This window comes from Streptomyces sp. NPDC048504 (genome assembly GCF_043200035.1).
GTDB lineage: Bacteria > Actinomycetota > Actinomycetes > Streptomycetales > Streptomycetaceae > Streptomyces.
Genome location: NZ_JBICXA010000006.1, coordinates 58,022 through 83,417 on the forward strand (window position 1 = coordinate 58,022; position 25,396 = coordinate 83,417).

The window sequence follows — 25,396 nt, forward strand, 5'->3', positions numbered from 1 at the left end:
TCTACGGCCGGGGGGTCCGGCCGCGCTTGCGGGCGCGCGGCAGGTATACGTCCGTACGGCCGGGCACGACACGGTTGGAGAGGGTGCCGAGGCGCTCCACGGTGAGTGTCACCTCGTCGCCGGGCTGGAGCGGCGGCGGGGTGCGCTCGCCGAGCCGGCCCCAGAACTCCGCCAGCGCGCCCCAGCCGCAGGTGCCGGAGCCGAGGATGTCCCCGGGGCGCACCCAGGCGTCCCGGGAGGCGTAGGCGATCATCTCCTCGAAGGTCCAGGAGACGTTGGCGAGGGTGTCGCGGCCGATCAGCTCGCCGTTGAGCGTGACCGTCATCTCCAGGTCCAGGAAGCCGTCCGGGTCGCGCCGGTCCTCGACCTCGTCGGCGGTGACCAGGCAAGGGCCAAGCGTGTTCGCGAAGTCCTTGCCCTTGGAGAAACCGAGCCCGAGGTTCTTCTCGGGCTTCTGCAGATCGCGCGCCGACCAGTCGTTGAAGACGAGATAGCCGACGATGTGCTCGCGCGCACGCTCCGGCGTGAGATCACGCCCGCTGCGGCCGATGACGACACCGACCTCCAACTCGAAGTCGAGCACCGAACAGCCCGCCGGGACCGGCACGTTGTCGTGGGCGCCGTACGCCGCATGGGGGTTGGTGAAGTAGAAGTTGGGCGCCCGGTACCACTCCTCGGGCACGTGCTCCAGCCCGTCCAGGGACTTTGAAACACCCTCGATGTGCGCCTCGAAACCGACGAAGTCCCGGATGGACGGCGGCTTGAGGGGAGGCAGCAGCCGCACCTGATCCACCGTCAAGTCGCTTGGCGCACGCAGTGCTTCGGTACCGGCCGCGTGCAGCACGTCCTGCTCCAGCAGGGTCAGTACGGTGATCCCCTCGGGCAGCGGATGGATGGTCCCGTCGCGCAGGACCCCGGCGCGCTCCACGCCCTCGTACTCGTATGTCGCGAAACGCATCGCTCACTGCTCCCAGTGGTTGGTGTTGGTGACGGTGCCCGTGCTGAGGTAGCCGGCGAAGAGACCCTTGGGGTCGTAGGCGGCCCGGATGTCCCGCAGCCGGCGCCACTGTTCGTCGCCCATGAACCTCAACTGCCGCACGGTGAAGTCGGAGTCGCCGAGGTACTGGCCGGCCGTCACCGGCTCCATGTCCGCCATCGCCCCGTCCAGCCAGGCACGCAACTCCGCGTCCTGCGCCGGGTCGTCGTGGATGACATAGGTGGCGCAGTAGATCTCCGACTGCAACGAGAAGGCCATGTCGGGAAGTTGGCGCAGCGGGGCCATGGAGAACCAGATGGTGAAGGTCTGCCGGGTGGGCTGTTCGGTGAACGCCTTGCGGATCGCCGGGACGACCTCGTCGGCGGGGCCGGTCAGCCAGGCGTTGTCGACCAGGTAACGGTGGCCCTCGGGGTTGGCCATGCGCTGACCCGCCAACTGCTCGGCCAGCGTGGTCTGTTGGGCCTCCACACGGAACAACGCCCGGTCCGCGTACGGGTTGGCGTGCAGTGGCGCCAGCGCCTCGGCGGCTTCGTCCGCGGTGTCGGTCATCGACACGCCCGTGACCAGCAGCACCGGTTCGTCCAGGTCGGGCGGTGTCTGGGTGAGCGCGACGATCTCGACCAGGTCCGAGACCGTGTGGTGCATGCCGTGCAGCCAGGTCATGACCTCGTCGAACAGGTCGAGCGGAAACGCGTGCACGGTGTGCCCCAGGTACTTCGGGAGGGGCCGCGTACGCAGATGGAAGCGGGTGACGATGCCGAAGAAGCCGGGGCCCGCGCCCCGTGCCGCCCAGAACAGGTCGTTGTGATGACTCTCGTCGGCGCGCACCAACTCGCCCTCGGCGGTGACGACATCGATCGCCACGATGTTCTCCGCCGCCCAGCCCCAGCCCCGCGCGTTCCAGCCCTGCCCGCCCTGGAGCAGAAAGCCGCCGATGCCGACGGAGGGGCAGTGGCCGCCGTTGAAGAAGCGCCCGAACTCGCCGAGGTACGGGTTGAGTTCGTCGCCGCCCTTGACGCTGGGCGTGGCCGTCACGATCCCGGTCCTCGGGTCGTACGCCATCTCGCGGAAGCCCCCGAGGTCGATCAGCAGCGCGTCCTGACGCACTGACCAGCCGGCCCAACTGTGCCCGCCGGAACGGACGGCGACCTGCCAGCCGCGTTCGAGGGCGAGCCGTACGCCTTCGACGACGTCTTGCTCGGACTCGGCCATCAGGACGGCGGCCGGTGAACGGTCGCTTGGGCGGCGGGCGTTGAAGACCCGCCCGAAGCACGCCGTCTCGAAGTCCTCGTCGTCGGGGAGGTGGAGGGTGCCGAAGAAGCGGTTGAGGTTCACTCGGGGACTCACTTGATCGCGATCGGGTTGACGGGGGCGCCCACCGCACCGGTCACCGGCAGGGGTGCGGCGACCAGCAGGAACTCGTGGACGCCGTCGGCCGCGCAGTCCTCGGCCAGTGCCTCCAGGTCCCACATCTCGCCCAGCGGGAGGCCCATGTTGGGGATCGCGATCTGGTGCAGCGGGGACATCGCGGGCTGGGGGAACTCGTACGGCCGTACCTCAAGTCCCCAGGTGTCGGAAGCGATTGCCGCGATCTCCGTACGGTGCAGCCAGCCGAGGGTGGTGAAGGAGAGGCCGGGCGCGTCACCGGCGGCGTAACCGCCCCACGCGCCGAGCCGCCGTACGCGGCCGAGTTGGCCCGTGCGGATCAGGACGAGATCGCCGCGGCGTACGGAACTGGTCGCGCCCTGCGCCTCGATCGTGGCCCGCAGATGCTCCTCCAAGATGGGGAACCCGTCCGGGAGTTCACCGTGCTCGTCGCCGACGGCGCGGCCCACGTCGAGGAGGACTCCGCGGCTGGTGAAGGCCTCCTTCATGTGCTCGATGCCGGTGACCGAGTCGCCGTCGCCGTTGACGATGGTGCACGGACGGCCGTTCCACGCCTGCTTGTTGTCGTAGATGTGGCCCAGGCCGTCCCACTGCGTGGAGGCCTGCAAGGGCATCAGGACGTGGTCGTCGGCGCCGCCGAAGCCGTGCGGGAAGCCCTGGGTGCCGGCCGCCGCGTCGGAGCCGGTGTCCCGCATGTAGTGGACCGGGTTGATACGGCCGCGGAAACCGCGCTGCGGGCCCGACTCGTTGAACTCCTGGGCGAGCGAGAAGGACCGCCCGCGCCGCACCAGCCCTACCGCGTGGGCGCGGATCGCGTCGTCGATGAAGTTCAGCGTGCCGAGCACGTCGTCCTCACCCCAGCGGCCCCAATTGCGGTAGGCGGAACGGGCCTTGGCGAGTTCTTCCTCGATCGGACCGAGGGCACCGGCGGTCATCGCGTACGTCCTTTCAGCAGCAGGTCGAGGGCGTTGCCCCCGGCGACGGCGGCCCGGTCCGCGGGGGTGAGTCCGGCCGCGTCCAGGCGGGCCACCGGGTCGTCGACGCCCATGTCGAAGGGGTGGTCGGTACCGAGGACGACCCGGTCCGCCCCCACCGCCTCGACGAGGTGACGCAGCGCGCCCGGGGTGTACACCAGCGCGTCGAACCACATCCGCCGCAGATAGGCGCTCGGTGGTTCGGCGCAGCCGCGCGCGTCCTCCCGTACCTGCCAGGCGTGGTCGGAGCGGCCGATGTAGGTGGGCAGATAGCCGCCGCCGTGCGCTGCCACCAGCTTCAGGCGCGGGAAGCGGTCCAGGACACCGGTGAAGATGAGACGCGAGAGCGCGACCGTCGTCTCGACCGGCTGACCGACCGTGTTTCCGAGGTAGTTGGTGGCCAGGCGCCCGCCGAGGGAGCAGCCCCAGGGGTGCACGAAGACGACCACGCCCAGCTCCTCGGCCCGCTGCCACACCACGTCGTGCGCGGGGTCGGCGAGTTCGCGGCCGTCGACCGTCGTGGAGACGCTGATGCCGTACAGGCCATGGTCGTTGACCGCCTGGTCCAGCAATGCGACCGCCAGGTCCGGGTGTTGGAGCGGGACGGTGCCCAGGCCGTACAGCCGGTCGGGTGCGGTGGCGCAGTGCGCGGCGACGACCGCGTTGACGGTACGGGCGAGGTGGATCGCGAGGTCCGGGTCCGCCCAGTAGTGGTGCATTGGCATCGGGCCGACCACCTGGATGTCGACGCCCATCGCGTCGAGGTCCGCGAGGCGGGTGGTGACGTCCGTCAACTTAGGGGCCAGGCGCTGGAGTTGGGCACGGTTGGCGGCCAGGGACGCGGGGGAGTGGGCGCGCTGCTCGGCCGCGAGTTCGGCGGTGAGACCCGGGGTGCCCGCGACCAGGGCGTCGGCGGCGGGGACGGCGAGGTGGCCGTGGAAGTCGACCACGGGCGAGCTGTTCACGCCGCCGCCGTCAGGGTGTCCAGGGTCTCCGACATGATCCGGGCCGGGTCGGCGCCGGGCGTGTCCGGGTGGATCTCCCAGTCGGCGAGCTGGAGGGAGTTCTCCAGGACCATCCGCACCCGGGGCAGCCGCCGTGCCATGAACTGGTCCAGAGCCTTCTCCGCCGGCGCGTCTCCCGTCACCAACTCGGCGAGCAGCACGGCGTCTTCCATGCACATCGCGGCGCCCTGTGCGATCAGCGGCGGACAGGCGTGCGCGGCGTCGCCGATGACCATCGCGCGGCCTCGATGCCAGGGCTCGTCGACGAGGATCGCCTCGATCCAGCGGTAGTCGACCGCCGTGTCGTCGGGCAGCGAGGCGAGGATCCTGCCCCAGGTGCCGCCGTATCCGGCGCCGCGTTCACGCAGCAGGGCGAGGGGCGCGCGGGGGCCGATCAGAGTGGTGTCGAGGTTCTCGTCGAGGAGGTAGGCGTAGCAGTGGTCGGGGGAGATCGGGCTGTAGCCGGCCTTGAAACGGGGGCCGCCGTAGTACACCTCGGCGCAGTCCATCTCGGCCGGGCGCTCCGCGACGACCCGGAAGATCGACATGCCGACCGGGCGGGGTTTGGCGTCGATGCCGATCAGTTCGCGCATCTGGGAGTTGATGCCGTCGGCGCCCACGACGAGGTCGTAGCGGCCGGCCGAACCGTCCGTGAAGGCCACGTCCACATGGTCCGGCGACTGGTCGAGCCGCTCCACGCTCAGCCCGAGGCGGACCCGCACCCCGTGCGAGCGCACCGCGTCGCACAGCGCGTCCTGCAGATCCGAGCGCAACGCCCCCGCTGTGGACGGCAGTTCGGGCCCGCCGGTGTGCGGGGTGTCCAACTCGGTGAGCAGCCCGCCGTCGGCCCGGCGCAGCCGCATGATGTCGAACGGCACCGCCCGGGCCAGCACCCGGTCCAGGACACCGACGGAACGCAGCGCCTTGAGCGCGTTGCCCTGAAGGGTGATGCCATGGCCCACACCGAACCACTGCGGAGAGATCTCGGCGAGCTCCACCTCGGCGCCCCGCTGGGCGAGCGCGAGACACAGCACGCTTCCGGTGATGCCGCCACCGACGACGAGCACCTTTTGTACGGGCATGGGCGATCCTTGCGAACGTAGACAGAAGAGTGGGGGTCATCCCGAGAAGCGGGCGCCGAGTTCGTGGAAGTGCTCGACGGCCGGCGGCTCGGCGAAGAACGGCCCGACCAGGGCCCGCCAGCGCCCGAAGGCTTCGGACTCCCGGAAACCGACCGTGTGGGCCTCGACCGACTCCCAGCCGACCAGCAGAAGGAAGGTCGTCGGGCGCTCCGCACCGCGCAGCAGCTCGGCCCAGCGGAAGCCGTCGGCCTCGGCCAGCACCTCGCGGGCCTTGCCGAAGACCTCCTCGAACTCCTGCTCACGACCGGCCTCGACGGTCAGCTCGGCATGCTCGACGATCACGGTGCGCTCCTCGGGTGGTGGGGTGCTCCGAGCCTGCGTGGCGCCCGACGCGGGGGTCAACGGATCGAGGCATCGGCAAGGGGGACGTCATGCATCCCGCACGGCGATGGACCAGCGGTTCAGCCGTCCGGCGAGCCGCTGGACGGGGCGGCGGTTCGGTGTCCGGCGGTTCGGTGATGGCAGGCATCGCGGATCGCCATTTCCGCCGCGCCCCGAGGCTGCCTAGCGTCGACGGCGAGCCCCCACCCGTACGAGGAGAGCGCCGTGCCCGATCAATTGCCCACCCACGCCGGACCGTTCGCGCTCGGCACGTTCGCTTCGGGCGCTTCCGGTGCTTCCGGTGAGGAGGGCTTCCCTGGACTGGTCACCGGGGACCGCGTGCGCGACCTCTCCGATCTCGTGCCGTCGATCCGTGCGGTCGTCGAGGAGTGGGACACCTGGCTGCCCCGGCTCGACGAGCTCGCTCGGTCCAGTGAGGGGACCTGGCTTGAGCTGGCCGCGCTGCGTGTCCTGACCCCGATCGAGCCCGGGCAGATCCTGCAGAGCGGTGCCAACTACCGCAAGCACGTGGTCGATCTGGTCGCCGCCGAGAAGGAGAGCGTGCACGGCGCCACCCCCGAAGAGGCCCGCGCCGACGCCGAGTTGATGATGGACGAGCGCGCGCGCAACGGAGTGCCGTATGTCTTCCTCGGCTCGCCGCGCGCCCTCTGCGGTCCCTACGACGACATCGTGCTGCCCGCGCTGGGTGAGCAGCATGACTGGGAGCTCGAACTCGCCTTGGTCATCGGCAAGTTGGGTAAGAACATCGCCGCCGAGGACGCGATGGAGTACGTCGCCGGATACACCATCAGCAACGACCTCACGACTCGGGATCGCCTCTACCGGCCCGATTTGAAGGCGATAGGCACCGACTGGTTCACCGCGAAGAACGCCGACACCTTCCTGCCGACCGGGCCCTTCCTGGTGCCGGCGGCCTTCGTCGGAGACCCGGGCGACCTGCGGATCACCCTGCGTCACAACGGAGTTGTCCGCCAGGACGAGTCCACCAAGGACATGATCTTCGACATCCCCAAGCTCATCGCGTACGTCTCCGCGACCACCACCCTGCGTCCCGGTGATCTGCTGCTCACCGGTTCCCCGGCGGGCAACGGCGCGCACTGGGGTGTCTTCCTGCAGCCCGGCGACGTCGTCGAGTCGGAGATCACCGGACTGGGCCATCAGCGCAACACCGTCAGGAGCCACGCATGAGCTTTCAGCCGATCACCCATCTGCGTCATGTCGATCTGGCCGTACCGGACTTCGCCCGCCAGCGCGCCTTCTACGGCACCACCTGGGGCCTGACCGAAGTCGCGAACGACAGCGGTGTCGCCTTCTTCGCCGCCGAGGGCAGCCCCGAGCAGTACATCGTGCGCATCCGAGAGGACGAGCGGAAGCGGATGGACCTCGTCGCGTTCGGGGCCGCGTCATCGGCCACCGTGGACGAGTTGCACGGGCGGCTGGGGCGGGCGGGGATTCAACTCCTCGGTGAGCCCGGTGTGTTGGATACCCCAGGTGGTGGGTACGGTTTCCGGTTCTTCGACCCGGACGGGCGGGTCGTGGAGGTCTCCGCGGATGTCGCCACCCGCACCCACCGGAAGATCGAGGAGCGTGAGGCGATCCCGGTCCGGCTCTCGCACTGCGTGGTCAACTCCCAGGACCCGGAAGGGCTTCGGGACTTCTACATCTGCCACCTCGGCTTCCGGCTCACCGACACCCTGTACTCGACGCACATGGGCGACCTCATGTATTTCCTGCGGTGCAGCCCGCTGCACCACTCCTTCGCGATCGCCCGCGGCCCCCATGTCTCCCTGCACCACGCGTCGTTCGAGATGCGCGGGGTCGAGGAGTACATGCGGGGAACCGGGCGGGCGCTGCGTTCCGGGACCCGGCTGACCTGGGGGCCCGGACGGCATCTCGCGGGCGACAACACCTTCTCGTACTTCCACGACCCGCACGGCAACACCGTCGAGTACACGACCGAACTCGCCGTCCTCGAAGAGGACTTGTGGCACCCGGGCCGACACGACGTCGACGATCCGATCACCCAGGACCAGTGGGGCACCGCCGACCCGATGAGCGAGTCGGTCGCCAAGGAGCAGTTCAACGACCCCGACGTGCTCTTCGAAGCCCCGCCGGTCTGAGCAGAACACCCAACCCGCATGAGAGAGGCCGCAGTTGTGGCAACGATCCTGAAGCACGCCGTGCCCAAGGCGGAGGTGACCGCCTCCCTCGACCAGGTACGCGAGACCGTGACCGGCGTCATCGCGGACATCCGTGAACGCGGCGACGAGGCCGTGCGCGCCTACTCCGAGAAGTTCGACAAGTGGAGCCCCGACTCCTTCCGGCTGACGGACGAGGAGGTCGAGAAGATCGTCGCGTCGGTGCCGCAGCAGGTCATCGACGACATCCGCTTCGTCCAGGACCAGGTGCGCACTTTCGCCCGCCACCAGCTCGACTCCCTGCGGGAGTTCGAGGTGGAGACCCTGCCGGGAGTGAAGCTCGGGCAGAAGCACATCCCGGTGCAGGCAGCGGGCGCGTACATCCCCGGCGGGCGTTACCCGCTCACCGCCTCCGCCCACATGACCATCGTCACCGCCAAGGTCGCGGGCGTGCCCCGGGTCGTGGCGTGTACGCCGCCCATCCACGGGGAGATCCCGGCCGCCACCGTCGCCGCGATGCATCTCGCGGGCGCGGACGAGATCTGGCTGCTCGGCGGGGTGCAGGCGGTGGCCGCCATGTCCGTCGGCACCGACACGATGCGGCCCGTCAACCTGATCGCCGGGCCCGGCAACGCCTATGTGGCCGAGGCCAAGCGGCAGTTGTTCGGCGAGGTCGGCATCGACCTGTTCGCCGGGCCGACCGAGATCCTCGTCCTCGCCGACGACCAGGCCGATCCGTTCGTGTGCGCCGTGGACCTGCTCTCGCAGGCCGAGCACGGTCCGGACTCACCGGCCGTCCTTATCACCACTTCCCGTGAGGTCGCCGAGCAGACCATCGCCGAGGTCGAGCGCCTGCTGCCGGGCATGCCGACCCGGGACTTCGCCGGGCCGGCCTGGCGTGACCACGGCCAGGTGCATGTCGTGGACAGCCTCGACGAGCTGTACGCGCTGGCCGACGAGTTCGCCTTCGAGCACGTCGAGGTGTTGACCGCGGAGCCGCGTCTGGCGCTGGAGCGGATGACCCAGTACGGCGCCCTGTTCCTGGGTGAGGGCACGTGTGTGTCGTTCGGCGACAAGGTCATCGGCACGAACCATGTGCTCCCGACACGTGGTGCGGCGCGCTATACCGGCGGCCTGTGGGTGGGGAAGTACCTCAAGACGGTCACCTATCAGGAGGTCACCGACCCCGGCTCCCAGGCGCTGCTGGGCCGGTTGTGCGGGCGGGCGGCACGTGTGGAGCTGTTCGAGGGCCACGCGCGCTCCGGTGACATACGGGCCGCGAAGGCCGCGGGCGACGAACTGCCCTGGAACACCGCGTGACCCTGGACGGCCGTACGGCACTGATCACCGGTGGCGGGGGACCGCTCGGGCGCGCCTTCGCGCTGGCTCTCGCGGACGCCGGGGCCCGGGTGATCCTGGTCGGCCGCAACGAGACGGCACTCGCGGAGGCGGCAGCACAGGTCGAGAAGGACGGCGGGCAGGCCCGTACGGGAGTGTGTGACGTCTCCGATCCGTCGGCCGTGGACGCGCTCGCCGCTGAACTCGCCGACGAGGACGTGTCGTTGCTCGTCAACAACGCCGGAGTCGCCGGTCCCGTAAGGCCGTTGGTCGACGTCGAGCCGGACGAGTGGGACGAGGTGTTCGCCGCCAACGTCCGGGGCGTCTATCTGATGTGCCGGGCTTTCCTGCCCCCGATGCTCGCGGCCGGACGCGGTGACATCGTCAACGTGGCCTCGGTCAGCGGGAAACGCCCGCTGCTCAACCGGACCCCGTACACCGCCTCCAAGATGGCGCTGCTGGGCCTGACCCGGACGCTTGCCGGGGAGGTCGGCCTGCGGGGGATCGCGGTCAACTCCCTTTCTCCGGGCCCGGTTCGGGGCCCGCGCATGGACCGCAACTTCCGACTCACCGCCGAACTGACCGGCTGCACGGTCGCCGAGGCCGAACGCGACTTCGCCTCCCGGGCCGCCCTGGGCCGGCTCGTCGAGGAACACGAGGTCGCCCAGGCATTGGTGGCGATGCTCGCGATGCCCGGCCTGTGCGGGGCCGATATCGACCTCTCGGCCGGGATGATCGCCCCGTCGTAGCTGAATGGGGTGCGGAAAACGGCGAGGTGGACGGCTGACGAGCCGCCCGCCTCGCCGTCGTGCGTACCGGAACACATCCGCTATGACAACTCTGTGTGACCGCCATGGAATGGTCGGCGTGATCCAAGGCATCGGACTCCCATATGTGTGCGCCGCCCGCCTATTCCCTGGTTCTCATGGCTGCTTCACTCCCTCGTGCGCACCCTTCGGTGCCTCCGCCGGGCCGTCCGCATCCCGCGTTCGACGGCCGGCCGGTCACACTGCGCGACGGCGCATCGATCCCTGGGAAGGCAAGCAATGACGCTGATCACCCGACGCTCGGTCCTGATCGCCGGTACCGCCACGGCCGGAGCCGTACTCGTGCCGGCGGGTTCCGCCACCGCCGCGCCGACGGCCACCAAGACCCCGAAGGCTTCGGGCACGCGGATCTCGGTCGCATCCGGTGAGACGTACACGGTCTCCGCGACCACCCGCGTGAGCGAGCTGTCCATCGCCGCTGGCGGCACGATCGTCGCCCCGGACGGCTCCAGCCTCTCCCTGACCGTCGACGGAGTGGAGACCGGCCAACTGCTCACCGCCACCGGCGGAACGGCCACCCTGATCCAGGCCGGCACCTACCGGGGAGACGTCGTCCTGACCGTCGCCGCGGCCAACGAGGTGACGTACGAGACGCTCACCTTCCCGTTCCGGCAGGCGGTGTACGTCGACGGCGACGGCGTGGTCAAGGACAAGTCCGTCCTCGCGGCCGTCCTCGGCGGCAAGCTGACGGATGCCTACGCGAAGAACGTGTCGATCACCTCGACCGGCGAGTGCTTCGACGGCGTGTACGTCCAGGACGCCACCTACACGCTCGACCGGCCCTCCATCTCCCTTACGGGCAACGGGCGTTGCGACTTTGCGGGCTACGGCGCCGCAGTTGTCGGCGACGGTTCCTCGACCACGCTCGTCGTGGACGGCGCCCGGATCGACAACAAGGGCGTCGTCCGCACCGCCGTCATCTCCAACGACGGCGCCAACGTCATCGTCAAGGACTCCGTCCTCCGCGCCCGCAACGGCGTCCTGCCCGCCGACTACCAAGCCACCGTGGAAACGCCGTACATGGAGTCCGTGCCCTGGATGCTCGGCCTCGACGGCAACGTCCGCGCCACCAACCTCATCGGCAAGAACAGCAAGGCCACCTACCTCAACTCGACCGTGTTCTCCGAGACGTGGGGCGCCCTGTCGGTCGAGGGCGGCAGCGGGCTCAAACTGACCGCGATCAACAGCCACTTCGGCAACACGGGGGAGTACGGCTACGGCACGTACGCCATCGGTGACGCGACCGTGCGGGTGCTCGGCTCCCGGCTCGACGTCGGCAGCTACGCGACCATCATCGCGGGCCCGGCGGCGATCGTGCACTACGGGGACAGCACCAGGTCCGCCGTTGCCGCACTCAACACCGAGCTGGAACTCGGTTTGTCCCAGGCCGAGTTGGCGTCGATCCCGGCGCGCAACACCGTCGTGAACTCCGGCCACTTCGGCTACATGTTCTTCGGCGCCGGCCAACTCACCCTCGACGGCGGCACGGTGATCAACTCCGACCGGGCCACCTTCCTCAACAAGGGCCAGCAGACCACGATCAGCGTCGACGGCTCGCAGGGCGCCCGGCTCAACCCGCGCGACGGGATCATCCTCCAGATGATCGAGCTGGACGACCCGGGCCCGGTCAACGTCAACGGCAAGATGATGAACATCGGCGTCTACACCGAGCCCACCGGCGACCCGGCGAAGGACGCGACCTTCGACCCGACCGCCGTCCACGCCACCGACGGTGCCGCGACCTTCAACTCCATCGCTTTGAAGGGCGACTTCTACAACGGCATGCGCACGGGCAAGAACATGGTCCTCACCTTCGAGGGCGCGAGTCTCGAGGGCGTGATCTCGGCGTCGAAGGCCAAGCACCGTGTCTCCAGCATCGACGCGTCGACCTTCTACGAGCTGGGCATCGTCACCAACACCGCGCAGGCCGCCGTCAACAACGGCGCGATCGTGCGGCTCAACAGCGGCTCGACGTGGACGGTGACCGGCACCTCGTACCTGACCCGGCTCGCCCTCGCCGCCGACGCGACCGTCAAGGCGCCCCGGGGCAAGAAGGTCACGCTGACGGTCGACGGGACGGCCACGGCCATCACGGCGGGCCAGACCTACACGGGCGCCCTCACGCTGACCGTCGCGTGAGCGATGGCGGGGGCGCGCCGCTCAGGGCTCAGGACCCGGGCTTCACGCGAGCCGCGCCTCCGCCTCCTTCGCGATCTGCTCGAACTGCGCGCCCATGGCCGCCTGGAGAGCCTGCGCCCCCGACAACGGCCGGACCATGACCGTCAGTTCGTCGATCAGGCCCTCCTCGTCGACGTGGATGAAGTCGCAGCCGGTCAGCTCGCGGTCGCCGACCCGCGCGGCGAACATCAGCGCGCTGTCGCTGCCGTCCGGGTCGCCGATCTCCCGTACGTACCGGAAGTCCTCGAAGACCCGCGCCACCCCGTGCAGGATCGCCGCGGTGATCGCCTTCCCGGGGTACGGCTTGAACACGACCGGGCTGGTGAAGACCACGTCCTCGGCCAGCAGCGCCTCGACGGCGTCCATGTCCTGCGCCTCGACCGCTTCACGGAACGCACGCATCGGCTCACTCCATAGTCAATTAGTTGAGTAGGTGTGGATGAGACTAATCAACGGCTGTTAGCGTGTCCACATGTCCCTCAAGTACGCGGTCCTCGCGGCCCTCCTGGAAGGCGAGGCCTCGGGCTACGAGCTGGCCAAGGTGTTCGACGTTTCGCTGGCGAACTTCTGGCCCGCGACACCGCAGCAGCTCTACCGCGAACTGGAGCGCCTCGCGGAGGACGGGCTGATCGAGGCACGGGTCGTACAGCAGGAACGCAGGCCCAACAAAAGGATGTTCACGCTCACCGAGGCCGGCCGGCGCGACCTCGACACCTTCGCCGCCGAGCCGCCCCGGCGTCCCACCGCCATCCGCGACGAACTCCTCATCAAGATCCAGGCCATGGACGGCGCCGACCCGGCCGTGACCCGCGAGCTGATCGAGGAGCGCAGGTCGTGGTCGCGCGGCAAGCTCGACCGCTACGAGCGTGTACGGGACCGTCTCCTCGGCGGTCTGACCGAGGAGGAGTACCTCCGCGATGCCGACCGCATCGGGCCGTATCTCACGCTCATGGCCGGGATCACCTTCGAGGAGGAGAACCTGCGCTGGTGCGAGCGCGTTCTCGCGGTCCTGAAGCAGCGCGCAGCCCTAGGCTGACCCGGATGTTCAGCCCCGAAGGCCCCAGTCTGCGCGAACTCGCCGTCCAGGCCCTGTCGTCCGTCGAGCACGGCTACGACCTCCTCGCGCCCAAGTTCGACCACACCCCCTTTCGTACACCGGCCCCGCTGCTCGACGCGGTCGCCACGATGCTGCGCCGCGTCGGCCCCTTCGACGACGGACTCGACCTGTGCTGTGGCACCGGCGCGGGCGCCGAGGTGCTCGCGAAGGTGTGCCAAGTGAGCGTCACCGGCGTGGACTTCAGCGCGGGCATGCTCGACGTCGCCCGGGAGCGCGTGACGAGCAGCGAACCCCGCGTCTCATGGGTGCGCGGCGACGCCCGGGCCCTGCCGTTCACTTCGGCCTTCGACCTGGTGGTGAGCTTCGGCGCGTTCGGCCACTTCCTGCCCCGCGAACTGCCGGGGCTGTTCGAACAGGTCCACTCCGTGCTCCGGCCCGGCGGCTGCTTCGCCTTCCCCGTCCTCGCACCGCCGCGGCCCACATCCCCCGCGTACTGGATGCTGTCCGGCTTCGACGCGGTGATGAAGGTACGCAACGCGGTGTGGCGGCCGCCCTTCGTCATGTACTACCGGGACTTCCAACTCGGTTATGTACAGACCGAGTTGGAGCGGATCGGATTCGATGTCGACCTCTACGCGCTGCCCGAGTTCGGGAGTCGCGGCGACGGCAGCCCCCGCGTCCGCATGGTCGCGGCACGACGGCTGCCGTAGCCGCAGAGGGTCTCAACTTGTCGCTGTCGCCGCCGACTTGATGACCTTCGTGACCAGGTCGGGGTGGGAGATCATCACGACGTGCGAGGAGTCCACCACGGTCGTGTGCGAACCGGCCCGCTTGGCCTCGAAGCGCTCCAGGTCGGGTGCGATCGCCCGGTCCTGCGCCGCCACGACCGCCCACGGGGGGATGTCGCGCCAGGCCGCCGTCGGCGGTGAACACCGCGTGGAACTTCGCCGTCTGGATGGCCGGATCGGTTCCGGCCGCGCCGTCGGGCAGCGGCTGCAAGGCGTCGCTCAGCTGCGAGCCGGGGAACCGCGCGCCGAGTTCGCCCAGTTGCTCGCCCTTGTCGGGTACGAAGGCCGCCACGTAGACGAGCGCCTTCACGCTCGCGTCGCCCGCGGCCGCCTGGGTGATCACCGCGCCGCCGTAGGAGTGTCCTACGACCACCTTCGGGTCGTCGATCGTCTTGAGGAGCGCGGAAATGTAGGCGGCGTCCGTGGTCAGCCCGCGCAGCGGATTGGCGGGCGCCACGACCGTGTACCCCGCCTTCTGCAGCCGGGAGGCCACGGCCGACCAGCTGGACGCGTCGGCGAACGCCCCGTGCACCAGGACCACAGTGGGCTTCGGCGTGGAGTGCGAACCTCCGGTGGCGGATGCCGCCGAGGCCGGGAGTGCGGCGGCCGCGAGGGTGCCGGTCGCGACAACTGCCCCCAGGAGCAAGGGTCTACGCGAAATCCTCATCGGTCAGCTCCGATTGAGGGCGAGGAGATCGACGTCGAACGCGTGCTCATCGGTGCCCGGTAGGCCCTACGGGAGTTCAGACGTAGCGGCGCACGAACGACAGGGCGGTGTCCGCGACCTCCTGCCAGCCGTGGTCGATGGTCAGCGCGTGGCCCCGGTCCTTGATCTCGGTGATCTCGGTGACGTTCTTGTTGTGCTGCTGCTTCTTGTAGGAGGCGTTGGCGATCGACCAGGGCACGGTGTGGTCCTTCTCGCCCGAGATGATCAGGAGCGGGCCGCGTTCGGGATTCTCCGTGTCGACCTTCGCCTCGGTCCACGGGTTGAGGTTCGCCGTGGCCGCCTGGAACAGCGGGGCACCGGGTGCGGGCACCGCGAACGTCTCGTACAACTCCCGTGCCTCCTCCTCGCCGACGGCGTTGGCAAAGCCGTAGCGGAACTGGTCGTAGGTCAGGGGGACCGCGCGATTGCGGTTGGCGGGGTTGCTGAGGACCGGTGCGGAAGAGCGCAGCGCGGAGATCGGCAGTGGCAACACGCCCCGGAACGGCGCCGGGTCGATCGCCACGGACGCGGCGGACAGTCCGCGCCCGGCGAGGATCTGCGTGAGCAGTCCGCCGAAGGAGTGGCCGACGATCGCCGGCTTGCGGGTCAGGGTGCCGATCAACTCCGTGAGGTGGTCGGCGACTTGGCTGACCGTCTTGCCCGCCATGACCTCGGGGTGTGCGTTGGCCTCCTTGACCGTCTCCGGATCGTCGGGCCAGGACAGCGAGACCGGCGCGTACCCGGCCTGCTCGAAGTGCGCCGCCCAGCGGTCCCAACTGCTCGGCAACAGCCACAGACCGTGGACGAAGACGACCGGCGTGCGTTCGGTGGCGTTCGCCCGCTCGATCTGCTGTACGTCGATATGGGTCATGCCCGCAGTATGCGTCCATGGGGTCCTGGAGTCTGGTGTACGGCCGCACTTGGTGCGGGAGGACGCCATTGTCGCGGCTTGGGCGATCTCCTACGCTGAACGGCGTGGGGGCAAAAGTGCTGTCCGGGAACGGAGTTGTGCATGCTCAGCAAGGGTGAAGCCGGCGAAGCGGTGCGCCAGGCCAAGGTGAAGACCGGTGTGACATGGGCCCAGTTGGCGGAGGCCGTGGGCCGGCCGCTCGCGTGGACCACGGCGGCCCTGCTGGGCCAGCACCCCATGTCCAAGGACGAGGCGGCGACGGCCGCCGCCCTCCTCGAACTCGGCGAGGAGGCCGCCCTCGCCTTCCAACTCCAGCCGACCCGGGGCGCGTTGGACGCGGCCGTACCAGTGGACCCCACGATCTACCGGCTCTACGAGGTGATCCAGGTCTACGGCCCCACCATCAAGGAACTGATCCACGAGCAGTGCGGCGACGGCATCATGAGCGCCATCAACTTCCGCCTCGACGTCAGCCGCGTGCCCGACCCCGCCGGTGACCGGGTCGTCATCACCCTCGACGGGAAGTACCTGCAGTACCAGTGGGAGTGACCGTGCCCCGTCAGCGACTCCGGCCCGCGTTGAGCCGGGCGGCCTGACGGGTCAAGTGGTCGCGCTCGGCGAGGTTGGGGGCCTTGAGCGCCGCCTCCGCGTACAAGCGGGCCGCCGTCTTCAGGTCGCCGTCGCGTTCGTGGAGGTAGGCGGCCACCGCGGTGTATCTGGGCAGCGTGTCGTCCAGGGGTGCGAGGGCGGCCAGGCCGGCGCGCGGGCCGTCGGCCTCGCCCACGGCGACCGCGCGGTTGAGGCGGACCACCGGGCTGTCGGTCAGGCCGACGAGTTCGTCGTACCACTCGACGATCTGCACCCAGTCCGTCTCCCCGGCGGTGGGCGCGTCCGCGTGCAGCGCCGCGATCGCCGCCTGCGCCTGGAACTCGCCCAACCGGTCGCGGGCGAGGGCGACTTGGAGGATGGTGACGCCCTCGGCGATCGCCGACGTGTCCCAGCGCCCGCGGTCCTGCTGGGCGAGCGGCACCAGGCTGCCGTCCGGCGCGGTCCGGGCGGCGCGCCGGGCGTGGTGCAGCAGCATGAGCGCGAGCAGGCCCGCGACCTCGGGGTGGTCGATCGCGGCCGCGAGCTGCCGGGTGAGCCGGATCGCCTCGGCGGCGAGGTCGACGTCGCCGGAGTAGCCCTCGTTGAAGACCAGGTAGAGGACGCGCAGCACGGTCGCGACATCGCCGGGCTGGTCGAAGCGCACATCGGAGACGGTGCGCTTGGCCCGGCTGATCCGCTGCGCCATCGTCGCCTCGGGCACCAGATAGGCCCGCGCGATCTGCCGGGTGGTGAGCCCGCCGACGGCGCGCAGAGTGAGCGCGACCGCCGACGACGGCGTCAACTTCGGGTGGGCGCACAGGAAGTAGAGCTGGAGCGTGTCGTCCGAGGCGGGCGCGGGACCCGGAGCCGGCTCCTCCTCCACGAGGTCCTCGCGCCTACGGCGGGCGGTCTCCGCCCGCGTCGCGTCGAGGAACCGCCGCCAGGCCACCGTGACCAGCCAGCCCTTCGCGTCCCGCGGCGGATCGTCCAGCCACACCCGGACCGCCTCGACGAGCGCGTCCTGCACGGCGTCCTCGGCCGCCGCGAAATCCGCTCCGCGGCGGACGAGGATCCCGAGCACGCTCGGCGTGAGGCTCCTCAGCAGGACCTCGTTCACTTGAAAGTGCACTCCGTGTCCGTGACGGTGGAGTGCGCGCCCAGGAACGGGCGCAGCTCCAGCCACTCGTGGATCGGCTTGCCACCGGCCCCGGGCGCGGCCGACAGCTCACCGGCCAGTTCCACGGCACGCTCGTAGGTGTCGACGTCGATCACCATCCAGCCGGCGATGACGTCCTTGGTCTCGGCGAACGGGCCGTCGGTGACCGGCGGGCGCCCTTCGCCGTCGTAGCGGACGAACGTTCCCTCGGGGGAGAGTGCCTGGCTGTCGACGAACTCGCCGGTCTTCTCCAGGCGGGCCGCGAAGTCGTTCATGTACTCGATGTGGGCCGTGATCTCCTCGGGTGCCCACTGGTCCATGGGGACGTCGTTCACGGCGGCGGGGGCGCCACGGTAGTGCTTCAGCAGCAGGTACTTGGCCATCGTCGTACTCCTCGGTGCTCGTGCGACCCATTGTGGTCGCGTTCACCTCGGGGACGGAGCCGGGCGCGGGTTCTCGACATCGGCGGCGGATTTTTCTCCGCGAGTTTCGCGAGGCTCGCGGAGTTCTGTGGGGGGAGGGCGGAAAGGGAGGCGCACCCACTCCTCTTCCCTTCTTAACGTATAGCGCACCGGGGGGCTTGCGGCAAGGCCCCCGTCGTGCCGCAGAATGTCCGGCCTGAGGGCATGACCTGCGGAAACGGGAGTCGCGGAATGCGTGTGTTGTTGACGACGTGGGGATCGCGCGGGGATGTCGAGCCCGTGGCGGGGCTCGCGTCGCGTCTGCTGGAGCTCGGCGCGGAGGTGCGTGTCGCCGCGCCGCCGGACGAGGAGTTCGTGGAGTTGCTGGCCCGGGCGGGTGTGCCGCTGGTGCCGCTCGGTCCGTCGGTGCGCTCGGTGGTGACCGGGGCGAGGCCGCCGTCGGCGGCGACCGCGTTCCAGCTCGCGCCCGAGCTGGTCGCAGCCCGGTACGAGACGCTGCTGCCGGCGGCCGCGGGGTGTGACGTGCTGCTGGCGAGCGGTCTGATGCCGACCGGCGCCCGCTCGGTGGCCGAGAAACTGGGCATCCACTATGTGTTCGCCTGCTTCCACACGGCCGGTCTGCCGTCGTCGAAGCACCGGCCGCTGTCGCGGCCCGGCCACCAGTCCTCGCCGGAGGAGACCGACATCAAGGTGCTGTGGGAGGAGGACGCCCAGCGGGTGAACGCGCTCTACCGCGAGGCGGAGAACCGGCACCGGGCGTCGATCGGTCTGCCGCCGGTGGACAACGTCCGCGACCACGCGTTCACCGAGCGGCCGTGGCTGGCCTCGGACCCGGACCTGTTCCCGTGGCAGGACCAGACGGATCTCGACCTCGCGGTGACCGGGTCGTGGATCCTGCCCGACGAGCGCCCGCTCCCGGCGGATCTGGAGGCGTTCCTGGAGGCGGGCGAGCCGCCGGTGTACGCGGGCTTCGGCAGCATGGCCCTGCGCACCTCGCCGGACGCCGCCCGGATCGCCGTCGAAGCGGTCCGCGCGCAGGGCCGCCGTGTCGTCCTCGGCCGAGGCTGGGCGGACCTGGCTCCGATCGACGACCGGGACGACTGCTTCGGCGTGGGCGAGGTCAACCACCAGGCGCTGTTCGGCCGGGTCGCCGCGGTCGTGCACCACGGCGGTGCGGGCACCACGACGGCGGCCACACTGTCCGGCGCGCCCCAGGTGGTCGTGCCGCAGATCGTGGACCAGCCATACTGGGCGGCACGGGTGGCCGAGCTTGGCATCGGCGTGGCGCACGACGGCCCGACGCCGACCTACGACTCCCTGTCGGCCGCGCTCGCCACCGTCCTGGCCCCCGATGTCCGGACCCGGGCACGGACCGTGGCGGGCATGCTCCGCACGGACGGGACGACAGTGGCCGCGAAGATGCTCCACGACATGGTCAGCGGGGAAGGGCGGTCCACGCACGCGTGAACCGGCCGAACCGAGCACACGAGAAACCGCACGCACCGGTCCCCACGCCCAGCCGCACGCCGGGCCGTGAGCGATCTCAGATCGGAATTGATGCCGTGAACCCCCTGACCACCAGCGCCTTCGACCTTCCCGACCGGCTCTCCGCCAAGGCCGACCCGGCGCTGATCGCAGCCGACGAGCAGCACTTCGCGGAGATCGCGGAGAGCCTCGACCGGTCGATCGCGGAACTCACCGAGAGCCTCGACGTCGCGCGCAGGGCGCCCGGCGGCATCGGCCGGGCGGCGATGGACCGGGACACGGAGATCCACCGGCTCACCACACGGCTGCGCACCCTACGTCGCTTCGGCCTGGACCTGTGCTTGGGCCACATGGTGGACGCCGACACCTCCGAGCCCGTGTACATCGGGCGGCTCGGTCTCACCGACAGCACGGGCCGACGGCTGCTGCTCGACTGGCGCTCGCCCGCGGCGGAGCCGTTCTTCGGCGCGACCCACGCCAACCCCATGGGGCTGGCGAGCCGCCGCAGATACCGCTGGACGCGCGGCCGGATCAGCGACTACTGGGACGAGGTGTTCACCACCGACGGCTTCGCCGGACACGCTGCGCTCGACGACCAGTCCGCGTTCATCGCCAGCCTCGGGGGCAACCGCTCGGGCCGGATGCGTGACGTGCTCGGCACCATCCAGGCCGACCAGGACGCCATCATCCGCGCGGGATCACGCGGCGCGCTCGTCGTCGACGGCGGCCCCGGCACCGGCAAGACCGTCGTCGCCCTGCACCGCTCCGCCTACCTCCTCTACTCCGACCCGCGCCTCGGGCACCGCAGGGGCGGCGTGCTGTTCGTCGGTCCGCACCGGCCCTACCTGGACTACGTCGCCGACGTCCTCCCCAGCCTCGGCGAGGAGGGCGTGCAGACCTGCATCCTGCGGGACCTCGTCACCGAGGGCGCCGCGGCGGTCGTGGAGACCGATCCGGAGGTGGCCCGGCTGAAGTCCTCCGTGCAACTGGTGCGGGCGATCGAGCCCGCCGTCCGGTTCTACGAGGAGCCGCCCACCAAGGGCATGAACGTCACCACCCACTGGTCCGACATCTGGCTGAGCCCCGAGGACTGGGCCGTCGCCTTCGAGGCGGCCGAACCCGGCACCCCGCACAACGAGGGACGCGAGCAGGTCTGGCAGGAGCTGCTCACGATCCTGGTCGACAAGCACGACGACACCGCCTCGCCGCAGGACGGTGAGGACGGGCAGGTCACGCCCGAGCAGCTCCGGCGGTCGCTGCGGCAGAACCGGGAACTGCTCACCGCCTTCAACCGCGCGTGGCCGCTGCTCGAAGCGGCCGACCTCGTCGGAGACCTGTGGACCGTACCGGCCTACCTGCGCAAGTGCGCCCCCGCGCTGAGCCGCGACGAGGTCCAGCGCTTGCAGCGCGCGGACGCGCAGGCCTGGACAGTGTCCGACCTGCCGCTGCTCGACGCGGCACGGCAACTGCTCGGCGACCCGGAGTCGGCGCGCCGCAAGCGCCGGCAAGAAGCCGCCGTCGTCGCCGAACACGCCCGCAGGACCGACGTCATCGACAGCCTGCTGCAGAACGTCGAGATCGACGAGAGCGAAGGCGCGATGGGCATGCTCCACGGGCAGGATCTACGGGACGCGCTGATCGACGAGGCCGCACAGGTGTCCGCCATCGAACCCGACCTGCTCGCCGGGCCGTTCGCGCACATCGTCGTGGACGAGGCACAGGAACTCACCGACGCGGAATGGCAGATGCTCCTGCTGCGCTGCCCGTCCCGCAGCTTCACCGTCGTCGGCGACCGCGCCCAGGCCCGGCACGGATTCACCGAGTCGTGGCAGGAACGGCTGAAGCGGGTCGGCCTCGACCGGATCGACCTCGCGTCCCTGACCGTCAACTACCGCACCCCGGAAGAGATCATGACGGAGGCCGAGCCGGTCATCCGCGCCGTACTTCCGGACGCCAACGTGCCGACGTCGATCCGCAGCAGTGGCATCCCCGTCGTCCACGGACCCACCGCCGACCTGGAGTCGGTCCTCGACACCTGGCTCGCCGAGCACGCGGACGGGATCGGCTGTGTCATCGGTACGGCCGAGATGGACGAGGGCATCTTCCGGACGCGGCCCCGCGTCCGGGCGCTGACTCCCGTGCTGTCCAAGGGACTTGAGTTCGACCTGGTCGTCCTCATCGACCCGGAGTGGTTCGGCGAGGGCATCGAAGGAGCCGTCGACCACTATGTGGCGATGACCCGGGCGACCCAGCAGCTCGTGGTCCTCACGAGCGCCTGAGTCGGCTTGGCGCGCGGCGAGTTGGGGCCCGCCGCGCGCCGCCGTACTTGGGTTCAGCCAGCTGCAGGCAGTGTGAACTCGTAGATCAGGGCGTCCTGTTGGGCCTCCACCACCAGGTCGGTGATTTCCAGCGGGCGCGCGTACTGGTCGTGCACGCGGCGGGTCACGCGGACGGAGGGCGCGTTCGCGACCTGGGTGATGGCGTCCCGGTGGTGCAGGGTCAGGCCCGCCCGGCGCATCCAGTCGTAGGTGCGCCGGAGTTGGGCGGCGGCGGAGCCGTCCGCGCGGTCGCGGTAGCGGGCCAGTTCCTCCACCTCGGCCAGCGCCACCGCCGAGAAGGACGTGACGGCCGTACGCAGTCCGCTTCCGTCGGCCGCGGCGGACGCGTAGCGGTGTACCAGGGTCGGCCGGTGCGGGGCGATGCCCAGGGCCTCGGCGTGGTCCGGCGGGGGAGTCTCCCAGGCGACGGTGGCCCGGTCGAAGCCGGTCGGGTCCGTGCTGCGGGCGCCGACCGGGAAGGTGAGGGAGGAAGGGGTCTCGACGGGCTGTCCTGTCAGGGTGGCGTGGCTGCCGCGCCGGTCGGTGGCGACCAGGCCGTCCCTGCGCAGCACCTCCAGCGCCTGTCTTATGGTCTCCCGGCTGACCTGGAAGTGTTCGGCCAACTGCCGTTCGCCGGGCAGGCGTTCACCGGGCGGGATGGTGCCGTCGTGGAGTTCGCCGAGCAGTTGGGTGGCGACCCGTCCGTAGAGGGGCTGGTCGTCGGCGGTGGGGTGGTCGTGGGGGGTGGTGCGGGCCATGCCGCGCCTCCTGTTGGTGACAAGACTGAGAGCAGAACTGGTGACGATTCGTAGCCGTGCGGGCTCGTTGCGCGACCAGATCTAGCATTGGTCTAAACCACCAGGGAAGAGCGGCAGGCCAGTTAGGCCGAAACCGGCCCGCGCCGGTCACCCCTCACAGGGCCTCCTGCACGGCGTCGATCAGGGTCATCTTCCGTGGGTCGTCGGCGATATGAGGCCCCATCCGGTTCATCACATAGCCCATCGACACCCCTGCCTCCGGGTCGGCGAGACCGAAGGAGCCACCGAAGCCGTCGTGTCCGAAAGCCCTCGGGTTGCGGCCGTACGATCCGTTCGGGCCGCTGAGCCACAGGCCGAGCCCGATCTCCGTGTCGTGCGCGAAGCCCGCGCCGAGCACCAGGTCGCGGCAGCTGCCCTGCCCCTCGCGCACCCGCTCGGCCGCCTCGGGGGAGAGGACGCGGTGGCCGCCGTAGGTCCCGCGCCCGGCGAAGACGCCGTAGAGCGCGGCGATCGCGCGTGCCGTGCCGTGGCCGTTCGCGGCCGGGATCTCCGCGGCGCGCCACTCGGGGGTGTTGGCCTCGGCCGCGCCCGCGACCGGGTTGGTCAGTGCGGCGATGGCCGCGGGCGCCAACTGGCTGAAGACCGCGGCCTGTTCACTCGCCGACGCGGCGGGCGGATGCACCAGCTCGGCCGCCCGGCCGGCCTCCTTCTCCGGCAGCCCGATGGTGAAGTCGATCCCGAGCGGGCCGGTGACCTCGCGCTCCAGGAAGGCGCTCGGGAGCAACCCCGAGACGCGGCGCACCACTTCGCCGACGAGGAAGCCGTAGGTCAGCGCGTGGTACCCGGATCGTGTCCCCGGCTCCCACCAGGGCTCCGTCGCCGCGAGCCGCTCGGTGGTCAACTCCCAGTCGTAGAGCTGCGCGAGAGAGTGCGGCTCACGCAGGCCGGCCAGTCCGGCGCGGTGGGAGAGCAGATGTCGTACGAGGACGTTCTCCTTGCCCGCGGCGGCGAACTCCGGCCAGTACGCGGCCACCGGGGCGTCGAGGTCGAGCAGGCCGCGGTCGGCGAGGATGTGGGCGCACAGGGCCACCGGGCCCTTCGTCGTCGACCACACGTTGACCAGCGTGTCCCGCTCCCAGGGGCGGGTCCGTGCCGCGTCGGCCCAGCCGCCCCAGAGGTCGACCACGGTCTCGCCGCCGACGGTGACGGTCACCGCGGCGCCCAGTTCGCCGCGGTCCCGGAAGTTCTCCTCGAACGCCGTGCGCACCGCCGTGAAGCGGGGATCGCAGTGGCCGTCGACGGCTGGCTGGTGCTCGGACATGGGGCCTCCGTGGTGTGCCGGACGTCCGGGCCGCGACGCTGCGGCCCGGACGTCCTGAACATACCGACTGGTCGGACTGACCGGAAGCCGTCGTGCGCTCAGTTCAGGAACAAGGTGCCGGCCGGCTCCCGGTGACCCGCCTCCGTGTGCCAGTAGTCGCGTGTCTCCACGGCCAGCCCGGCGCCGTCGAAGCGCACGAAGACACAGCCGGCCAGCGTGGACGGCTCACCGTCCTCCTCGGCCAGCACCCTGAACTCGGCCACGGCGACGCCGTGTTGACCGACGACCGGCGCCGAGAACCGCACATCGCCCACCCGCTCCGCCGCGAACGACCACCGCAGATACGCGGCCAACTCGGCCCGCCCCCGGTGTAGTTCACGGAACGGCATCGAGCGGTGCACGCAGTCCTCCGCGTACAACTCCAGCAGCGCGTCCACGTCGTGCTCCGACCAGGCCCGCGCCCAGACCCGTACGAACCGTTCGGCGGCCTCACTCGTGCCCATGTCCATGTGGGTACCCCTCAGACGTACGACCGCAGCCAGTCCAGCTTCACGGCCTCCTGGTAAGGGCCGCCGCCCTCATGGTCGTTGAAGTCGTACACCTCGATCTTCTTGTCCGCGTGCGCCCAGGCGTTGAATGCGGCGAACACCGTCGAGGGCGGGCAGGTCTGGTCCTCCAGGGCCGTCGAGAAGAGGGCGGGGGCGCGGCCGCGGGACGCGAAGTGGACGCCGTCGAAGTAGGAGAGCGTGCGCAGGACGTCCTCGCTGCGGCCGCGATGGGTCTTGAGGTAGCTGCCGATCTCGCGGTACGGGTGGCGGTCCGTGAGGGTCGCGGCGCGCGGGTAGTCGCACAGGAACGGCACGTCCGGCGCGATCCCGGCCAGGTCACCGACCAGCCCGCCCACGGCGAGGGTGATGCCGCCGCCCTGGCTCGCGCCGACCGCCACCGTGCGCGCGGGATCGACCAACGGGTGCGAGCGCGCCGCCTCGACGGCCCGCACGCCGTCCGTGAACACCCGCCGGTAGTAGTAGTTCTCGGGGGCGTCGATACCCCGGGTCATGAAGCCGGGGTACGCGGGCGCGCCGCCCACCGGGTCCGGGGTGCCACCGCCGCCACCCCACGCGCTGCCCTGCCCGCGCGTGTCCATGACGAAGTGCGCGCGGCCCGTCGAGGCCCACAGCAGGTTCTCGTGCGGGAGGCCCCGCCCGCCGCCGTAACCCACGAACTCCGCGACCAGCGGCAGCGGTTGGGCCGCGTCGGCCGGCAGCCGCAGCCAGCCCTTCACCGGGTGACCGCCGAACCCGGCGAACGTCACGTCGTACACGTTCACCGTGGACAGTCCCGTGTCGACCGGCTCGAAGCGGGCGTCCAGATCGTGCTCGCGGGCCTCCTGGAGGGTCTTGGACCAGAAGGCGTCGAAGTCCTCGGGCTCGGCGGAATCGCTGCGGTACGCGCGGAGTTCGTCGAGCGGAAGGTCGAACAGGGCCATCGATGACCGCCTTTGTGAAGTGTGGGTGCGGATGATCACACCGTACGTGTGACATCGGAGGACTCGCCAGGC

At 70.4% G+C, this 25,396-nt stretch carries 25 protein-coding genes and 1 pseudogene; 10 read left to right on the forward strand and 16 right to left on the reverse strand.

Annotated features, from left to right (window positions below; genetic code table 11):
* Window position 1: 1 nt before the first annotated feature.
* From ACGFY9_RS16215 to ACGFY9_RS16240, 6 genes are read right to left on the reverse strand one after another with little or no spacing between them, the layout of a single operon-like run.
* The gene (locus ACGFY9_RS16215) at window positions 2–958 is read right to left on the reverse strand and encodes a fumarylacetoacetate hydrolase family protein (protein ID WP_393754597.1); all 957 of its coding nucleotides are present in this window, start codon (window positions 956–958) and stop codon (window positions 2–4) included.
* 3 nt (window positions 959–961) lie between these two features.
* Window positions 962–2,332, reverse strand: coding sequence for an FAD-binding oxidoreductase (locus ACGFY9_RS16220; RefSeq protein ID WP_393754599.1), 1,371 nt, complete (start codon window positions 2,330–2,332; stop codon window positions 962–964).
* 8 nt (window positions 2,333–2,340) lie between these two features.
* Window positions 2,341–3,318, reverse strand: coding sequence for a cyclase family protein (locus tag ACGFY9_RS16225; protein ID WP_393754601.1), 978 nt, complete (start codon window positions 3,316–3,318; stop codon window positions 2,341–2,343).
* Window positions 3,315–4,322: an amidohydrolase family protein gene (locus ACGFY9_RS16230; protein ID WP_393754603.1), complete on the reverse strand. Its 1,008-nt coding sequence runs from the start codon at window positions 4,320–4,322 to the stop codon at window positions 3,315–3,317. Before ACGFY9_RS16230 ends, ACGFY9_RS16225 begins: the two co-directional genes overlap by 4 nt.
* A complete protein-coding gene (locus ACGFY9_RS16235) occupies window positions 4,319–5,443 on the reverse strand; it encodes an FAD-dependent monooxygenase (protein ID WP_393754605.1) in 1,125 nt (374 codons plus the stop codon). The genes ACGFY9_RS16230 and ACGFY9_RS16235 overlap by 4 nt, the downstream gene beginning before the upstream one ends.
* A 36-nt stretch (window positions 5,444–5,479) precedes the next feature.
* The gene (locus tag ACGFY9_RS16240; protein WP_393754607.1) at window positions 5,480–5,785 is read right to left on the reverse strand and encodes an antibiotic biosynthesis monooxygenase family protein; all 306 of its coding nucleotides are present in this window, start codon (window positions 5,783–5,785) and stop codon (window positions 5,480–5,482) included.
* A gap of 264 nt (window positions 5,786–6,049) precedes the next feature.
* On the opposite strand from ACGFY9_RS16240, the gene ACGFY9_RS16245 reads away from it, so the two are divergent.
* The 5 genes from ACGFY9_RS16245 (at window position 6,050) to ACGFY9_RS16265 (ending at window position 12,287) form a co-directional block, all read left to right on the forward strand.
* On the forward strand, window positions 6,050–7,033 hold the full coding sequence (locus ACGFY9_RS16245) for a fumarylacetoacetate hydrolase family protein (RefSeq protein ID WP_393754609.1): 984 nt from the start codon (window positions 6,050–6,052) through the stop codon (window positions 7,031–7,033).
* Complete coding sequence (locus tag ACGFY9_RS16250) at window positions 7,030–7,965, forward strand: VOC family protein (RefSeq protein WP_393754610.1); 936 nt, start codon at window positions 7,030–7,032, stop codon at window positions 7,963–7,965. The genes ACGFY9_RS16245 and ACGFY9_RS16250 overlap by 4 nt, the downstream gene beginning before the upstream one ends.
* Before the next feature lie 18 nt (window positions 7,966–7,983).
* On the forward strand, window positions 7,984–9,303 hold the full coding sequence (hisD, locus tag ACGFY9_RS16255) for a histidinol dehydrogenase (protein WP_393754612.1): 1,320 nt from the start codon (window positions 7,984–7,986) through the stop codon (window positions 9,301–9,303).
* Complete coding sequence (locus ACGFY9_RS16260) at window positions 9,300–10,070, forward strand: SDR family NAD(P)-dependent oxidoreductase (RefSeq protein WP_393754614.1); 771 nt, start codon at window positions 9,300–9,302, stop codon at window positions 10,068–10,070. Before hisD ends, ACGFY9_RS16260 begins: the two co-directional genes overlap by 4 nt.
* A gap of 297 nt (window positions 10,071–10,367) precedes the next feature.
* Window positions 10,368–12,287 (forward strand): hypothetical protein, encoded by a 1,920-nt coding sequence (locus ACGFY9_RS16265; RefSeq protein WP_393754616.1) that lies wholly within the window; start codon window positions 10,368–10,370, stop codon window positions 12,285–12,287.
* 42 nt (window positions 12,288–12,329) lie between these two features.
* On the opposite strand, the gene ACGFY9_RS16270 is transcribed toward ACGFY9_RS16265, so the two are convergent.
* Window positions 12,330–12,728 (reverse strand): nuclear transport factor 2 family protein, encoded by a 399-nt coding sequence (locus ACGFY9_RS16270; protein ID WP_390162164.1) that lies wholly within the window; start codon window positions 12,726–12,728, stop codon window positions 12,330–12,332.
* A gap of 70 nt (window positions 12,729–12,798) precedes the next feature.
* Here ACGFY9_RS16270 and ACGFY9_RS16275 point away from each other — a divergent pair, with 70 nt between their 5' ends.
* Window positions 12,799–13,362 carry a PadR family transcriptional regulator gene (locus tag ACGFY9_RS16275; RefSeq protein WP_393754618.1) on the forward strand — a complete coding sequence of 188 codons (564 nt, stop codon included), beginning with the start codon at window positions 12,799–12,801 and terminating at the stop codon, window positions 13,360–13,362.
* Between the two features lie 5 nt (window positions 13,363–13,367).
* Complete coding sequence (locus tag ACGFY9_RS16280) at window positions 13,368–14,093, forward strand: class I SAM-dependent methyltransferase (protein ID WP_393754620.1); 726 nt, start codon at window positions 13,368–13,370, stop codon at window positions 14,091–14,093.
* Window positions 14,094–14,105: 12 nt separating this feature from the next.
* Here the strand turns inward: ACGFY9_RS16280 and ACGFY9_RS16285 are convergent, their stop codons facing one another.
* The 3 genes and pseudogenes from ACGFY9_RS16285 to ACGFY9_RS16295 all read right to left on the reverse strand — a co-directional run bounded on the left by ACGFY9_RS16285 (window position 14,106) and on the right by ACGFY9_RS16295 (window position 15,748).
* Window positions 14,106–14,348, reverse strand: coding sequence for an alpha/beta fold hydrolase (locus ACGFY9_RS16285; RefSeq protein WP_393755254.1), 243 nt, complete (start codon window positions 14,346–14,348; stop codon window positions 14,106–14,108).
* Window positions 14,349–14,493: 145 nt separating this feature from the next.
* A pseudogene (locus ACGFY9_RS16290) lies at window positions 14,494–14,838 on the reverse strand (alpha/beta fold hydrolase); the annotation flags it as partial.
* Between the two features lie 76 nt (window positions 14,839–14,914).
* A complete protein-coding gene (locus tag ACGFY9_RS16295) occupies window positions 14,915–15,748 on the reverse strand; it encodes an alpha/beta hydrolase (RefSeq protein WP_393754622.1) in 834 nt (277 codons plus the stop codon).
* A 141-nt stretch (window positions 15,749–15,889) separates the two neighbouring features.
* On the opposite strand from ACGFY9_RS16295, the gene cynS reads away from it, so the two are divergent.
* Window positions 15,890–16,336 (forward strand): cyanase, encoded by a 447-nt coding sequence (cynS, locus tag ACGFY9_RS16300; RefSeq protein WP_393754624.1) that lies wholly within the window; start codon window positions 15,890–15,892, stop codon window positions 16,334–16,336.
* A gap of 10 nt (window positions 16,337–16,346) precedes the next feature.
* Here the strand turns inward: cynS and ACGFY9_RS16305 are convergent, their stop codons facing one another.
* Together ACGFY9_RS16305 and ACGFY9_RS16310 are read right to left on the reverse strand one after the other, a co-directional pair.
* Window positions 16,347–17,492, reverse strand: a complete 1,146-nt coding sequence (locus ACGFY9_RS16305) for an RNA polymerase sigma factor (protein WP_393754626.1) — start codon at window positions 17,490–17,492, stop codon at window positions 16,347–16,349.
* Window positions 17,489–17,914, reverse strand: a complete 426-nt coding sequence (locus ACGFY9_RS16310; RefSeq protein ID WP_393754628.1) for a YciI family protein — start codon at window positions 17,912–17,914, stop codon at window positions 17,489–17,491. Before ACGFY9_RS16310 ends, ACGFY9_RS16305 begins: the two co-directional genes overlap by 4 nt.
* Window positions 17,915–18,184: 270 nt before the next feature.
* Between ACGFY9_RS16310 and ACGFY9_RS16315 the strand changes: the two genes are divergently transcribed.
* Window positions 18,185–19,420 (forward strand): glycosyltransferase, encoded by a 1,236-nt coding sequence (locus tag ACGFY9_RS16315; RefSeq protein ID WP_393754629.1) that lies wholly within the window; start codon window positions 18,185–18,187, stop codon window positions 19,418–19,420.
* A 95-nt stretch (window positions 19,421–19,515) separates the two neighbouring features.
* On the forward strand, window positions 19,516–21,717 hold the full coding sequence (gene helR / locus ACGFY9_RS16320; RefSeq protein WP_393754631.1) for an RNA polymerase recycling motor ATPase HelR: 2,202 nt from the start codon (window positions 19,516–19,518) through the stop codon (window positions 21,715–21,717).
* A 53-nt stretch (window positions 21,718–21,770) separates the two neighbouring features.
* Here the strand turns inward: helR and ACGFY9_RS16325 are convergent, their stop codons facing one another.
* The 4 genes from ACGFY9_RS16325 to ACGFY9_RS16340 all read right to left on the reverse strand — a co-directional run bounded on the left by ACGFY9_RS16325 (window position 21,771) and on the right by ACGFY9_RS16340 (window position 25,324).
* Entirely contained in the window at window positions 21,771–22,514 is a 744-nt protein-coding gene (locus ACGFY9_RS16325) for a GntR family transcriptional regulator (protein ID WP_327406116.1), read from the reverse strand.
* Window positions 22,515–22,668: 154 nt separating this feature from the next.
* Window positions 22,669–23,835: a serine hydrolase domain-containing protein gene (locus tag ACGFY9_RS16330; RefSeq protein WP_393754633.1), complete on the reverse strand. Its 1,167-nt coding sequence runs from the start codon at window positions 23,833–23,835 to the stop codon at window positions 22,669–22,671.
* A gap of 98 nt (window positions 23,836–23,933) precedes the next feature.
* Entirely contained in the window at window positions 23,934–24,338 is a 405-nt protein-coding gene (locus ACGFY9_RS16335) for a nuclear transport factor 2 family protein (RefSeq protein ID WP_393754634.1), read from the reverse strand.
* A 17-nt stretch (window positions 24,339–24,355) separates the two neighbouring features.
* Window positions 24,356–25,324, reverse strand: coding sequence for an acetylxylan esterase (locus tag ACGFY9_RS16340; RefSeq protein WP_393754635.1), 969 nt, complete (start codon window positions 25,322–25,324; stop codon window positions 24,356–24,358).
* Window positions 25,325–25,396: the final 72 nt, after the last annotated feature.